The 3,931-nt window shown below is 37.6% G+C and carries 2 protein-coding genes; both read right to left on the bottom strand.

Translation table 11 applies throughout. The features are described from left to right. Positions 1-69: 69 nt before the first annotated feature. Positions 70-1,113: a class 1 fructose-bisphosphatase gene (fbp, locus tag ACOVQ4_RS03475; protein WP_421819263.1), complete on the bottom strand. Its 1,044-nt coding sequence runs from the start codon at positions 1,111-1,113 to the stop codon at positions 70-72. A gap of 874 nt (positions 1,114-1,987) precedes the next feature. After that, positions 1,988-3,565 (bottom strand): phosphoenolpyruvate carboxykinase (ATP), encoded by a 1,578-nt coding sequence (gene pckA / locus ACOVQ4_RS03470; RefSeq protein ID WP_421819262.1) that lies wholly within the window; start codon positions 3,563-3,565, stop codon positions 1,988-1,990. Between the last annotated feature and the right edge of the window lie 366 nt (positions 3,566-3,931).

Raw genomic sequence — 3,931 nt, 5'->3', positions numbered from 1 at the left:
AAAAAAAGACCGTTCGGGTGTGGAACGGTCTTTTTTTATATCATATTTTTCAGAAAATTATCATAGATTTTATACAATCGTCTCGTTGAGTTCACGACTTAGAGATGCTTGGTAAGTTGCCAAGCGTGTGTCGAGGTCATCAACCAATTCGGAAGAGCCTACATAAATCGCAGAACGCTGGTGTATCTGCGTAGGTTCAACATCCAAAATCGGACAAACGCCGTTAGTAGCCTTCCCTCCTGCTTGTTCGGTAATCATCGCAAGTGGATAGCATTCATACAACAAACGAAGTTTACCATCTTTGGCTTTACGTGTAGGCGGATACAAATAGATTCCTCCTTTGAGTAAGTTTCGATGAAAATCACCTACTAATGAGCCAATATAACGAGCCATTGAACCAGAAGTTTTGCGCATATCACCAATAAACGATTTGATTGGTTCTGCAAATTCATCATAATAAGCATCATTAATTGAATAAATTTTTCCCGAAACAGGTATTTTCATATCTGCATGAGAAAAGAAATACTCCCCAAGTGCATTTTCGTAGGTAAAGCAATTCACTCCTTTGCCAGTAGTATAAACCATGACAGTAGACGAACCATACAGAATATAGCCCGCTGCCACTTGTTTACGACCACCTTGCATAAAGTCCTCCAAAGTAGCAGGAGTCCCAATAGGACTTACACGGCGGTAAATGGAAAAAATTGTCCCAATCGAAACATTTACGTCGATATTTGACGAACCATCGAGGGGGTCCATTGCCACCACATACTTGGCATTGTTGTTACCAGTTTGAATAATGTCGTCTTCCTCCTCCGAAAGGATACCACAAACCTCACCACCATTCACTAAGGCTCTTTTGAAACGAATGTTGGCAATTACGTCTAGTTTTTGTTGGCTCTCACCTTGTACATTTTCCCGACCTAAGGCCCCTGTAATATCCGTCAAACCAGCTCGGTTGATTTCACGGCCAATAATTTTGGAAGCAAGCGCAATATCACGCAATAATTGAGATAGCTCTCCTTTGGCAAAAGCAAAAGCTTCTTGTTGACGCATAATAAAGCGGTCGAGGGTAGTACCAACAGGTAGTGCAAGGGTTGATTCTGCTGTCATATTCTTCACTTGGTTTTAAGAGTAACACGTGATTTTTAAGTACAGTGGTTATGGTCGCTTTTATCAAACTTTTCACCGCGCCAACAGAATCAATCATAAGGTATGTGAGCCAAGAAACATGAACTTTTGCGTCAATCAATCACATATTTCAAGTAAAAGAATCTTTTCCCTTTCTTGAATATATCCAATAATTGACCTTCTAGCTTCATGTTACTCTTTGAGTGTCATATAAGAATTTAGACTTTTCCCAAAAGCAAATTTTCAGTAAGTATATTTACCAGCTCTACTTACCCCAACTTGTTTTATAAAAGCTCCATACTTATTTATGATTCCATCGAGCAAACAGTTTTACGCTAGACGAAGCCCACCAAATACCCATAAGATATATTAGATTGTTTTGGTAGTAATTCAACTAAAGGTTTTGGTTTCGAAGTCATGATTTGAAAATGATTTACCAGCTCATCGAAACTTCAAATCATGAACTTTTTACGCCAACAACCAATAACCGAACAAGTTAATTTATGCAAACCTATCGAACAGAACTCATTTAACTTTCCTAGCCCGTCCTGCTTTATAGATTTTTTTTTAGATTTTTTAAAAAAAATAAAATCTAAATATCTTAAAAATCAACACGAGATTAGAATTGTCCAGAAGGCTAACACTTATTAAAAGTAAAGCATTAAACAAATCTAATCTCGTGGGTAGGCATTATCCTAAAATATTGCAATGAATAGGTAATATAATACTAAATCTCATTGAGTTGTGTTAGACTTTCTTACAGAAATCTAGCTTTTTGATATATTAAAAAAATCCTAATTTATTAAACTAAAAGCATTAGGCTTTGGGCTATATGCTAAATTATATTGAGCTGTGACTAGCCAACATATTTTTTATAGTTTTCTTCAAACAAACCTTCCAAATATTTCGCCTTTTCGGTATAGGCCTCTGGGCTTTTCCAAGTATTGATTGGGTTCAAAATTTCTGTTGGTACATTCGGGCATTCCGCTGGGATTTCGATACCAAAAATTGGATGATTTTCAAAAACTGTTTCAGCAAATTTTCCTTCCAATGCTGCATGAATCATGGCACGCGTATATTTCAATTTCATACGTGAGCCTACTCCATAAGGTCCGCCGGTCCAGCCAGTGTTAATCAACCATACATTTACTTCTCCATTATTGATTTTTTTCCCTAATAAATCGGCATATTTTAAAGGATGTAAAGGTAAAAATGCCGCTCCAAAACAAGCTGAAAACGTAGCTTGTGGCTCTTTAACGCCCATTTCGGTACCTGCTAATTTTGAGGTATATCCTGAGACGAAATAAAACATTGCCTGCTCCTTATTTAACTTGGCAATCGGAGGCAATACCCCAAAAGCATCTGCTGTAAGGAAAAATATATTTTTAGGTGAACTGCCAATCGAAGGCTCTGCAACGTTAGGAATATAGTTGATAGGATAAGCCGTTCGAGTATTTTCGGTTACACTTTGGTTGGTGTAATCTACTGTGGTGGTTCCTTCAACAAATCGAGTATTTTCTAGAATTGCCCCATAACGAATGGCGCCAAAGATTTCAGGCTCTTGTTCAGCACTCAAGTTAATCACCTTCGCATAGCAACCTCCCTCGAAATTGAATACCTCCTCGTCTGACCAACCATGTTCGTCATCACCAATCAATTTGCGGTCTGGGTCGGCAGATAAGGTCGTTTTACCCGTTCCTGATAGGCCAAAAAATAATGCTGTATCCCCCTCAGCGCCAATATTGGCTGAGCAGTGCATTGATAAAACTTGTTTTTCTTGTGGTAAAATATAGTTTAGAACTGTGAAAATGCCTTTTTTCATTTCACCTGCATAACCAGTACCTCCAATCAAAATAATCTTACGGGTAAAATCAATAATCGTAAAATTACCTTGACGCGTACCATCCACAGCAGGGTCGGCTTCAAATTCGGGCACATTCAAGATTACCCATTCTGGCTCGAAGGTATTAAGTTCCTCTTCTTCTGGACGAAGAAAAAGATGGTTACAAAACAAGTTATGCCATGCCAAAGTATTAATCACCAAAATATTCAAACGGTGCGCTGGCGATGCACAAGCATACGCATAGCGAGCATACAACTTTTTGTTGGCCACAAACGCAATCATTTTTTGATACAAAGCCTCAAACTTATCGGCATCAAACGCCTGATTGATATCTCCCCACCAAACTGTATTAGCAGTTTTATCATCATACACACAAAACTTGTCCTTAGGCGAGCGACCTGTAAATTTGCCAGTATCGCACATAAATGCACCTGTATCAGTCAATACGCCTTCTTGATTCTTTAATGCTTCTTGAATCAAAGTCGATACACGCAAATTAAGGTGAATATCACCGTGTAATTTGAATAATGGATGATTAACTTTTGGTTTGGCAGTTTTACTTAAGTCCACTGCTAGCATATCATGTTTCATAACGATTGTATTGATTTGAATGAATAGCTGTTTTTAGGCAGCCGTTTTATTTGGTGAATAAGTTGATGATAATTAGCAAGAATAATAGGATGTAATTGAGGTTGAAAATCATAAACAGCCAATGGGGAAAAGCAGTCATTTTACTTTTCCTTTTATTTACCTGAAACTATCATGATTCTCTATCTTTTGCACTGATGAATCTTGGTCAAAAAACTGATTTTTGGAAGAAAAGCCTGCCTGACATACGAGACAGACTTTATCCAAACCAAACTATTCACCTAATTTGAATTGTGAGTTAGTGAATTGTGAATTAGTGAATGTAATAACTAATGATGCTTTCTATTCCACAATTCACAATTCAACATT

The organism is Flectobacillus sp. (genome assembly GCF_049240685.1).
GTDB lineage: Bacteria > Bacteroidota > Bacteroidia > Cytophagales > Spirosomataceae > Flectobacillus.
The sequence above is the reverse complement of the archived record's forward strand: the minus strand, read 5'-3'. Positions and strand labels throughout refer to the sequence as shown.

Bases quoted from the DNA above. Each gene is read 5' to 3' on its own strand.
- pckA (WP_421819262.1), bottom strand. From the start codon at position 3,565: ATGAAACATGATATGCTAGCAGTGGACTTAAGTAAAACTGCCAAACCA.
- fbp (WP_421819263.1), bottom strand. From the start codon at position 1,113: ATGACAGCAGAATCAACCCTTGCACTACCTGTTGGTACTACCCTCGAC.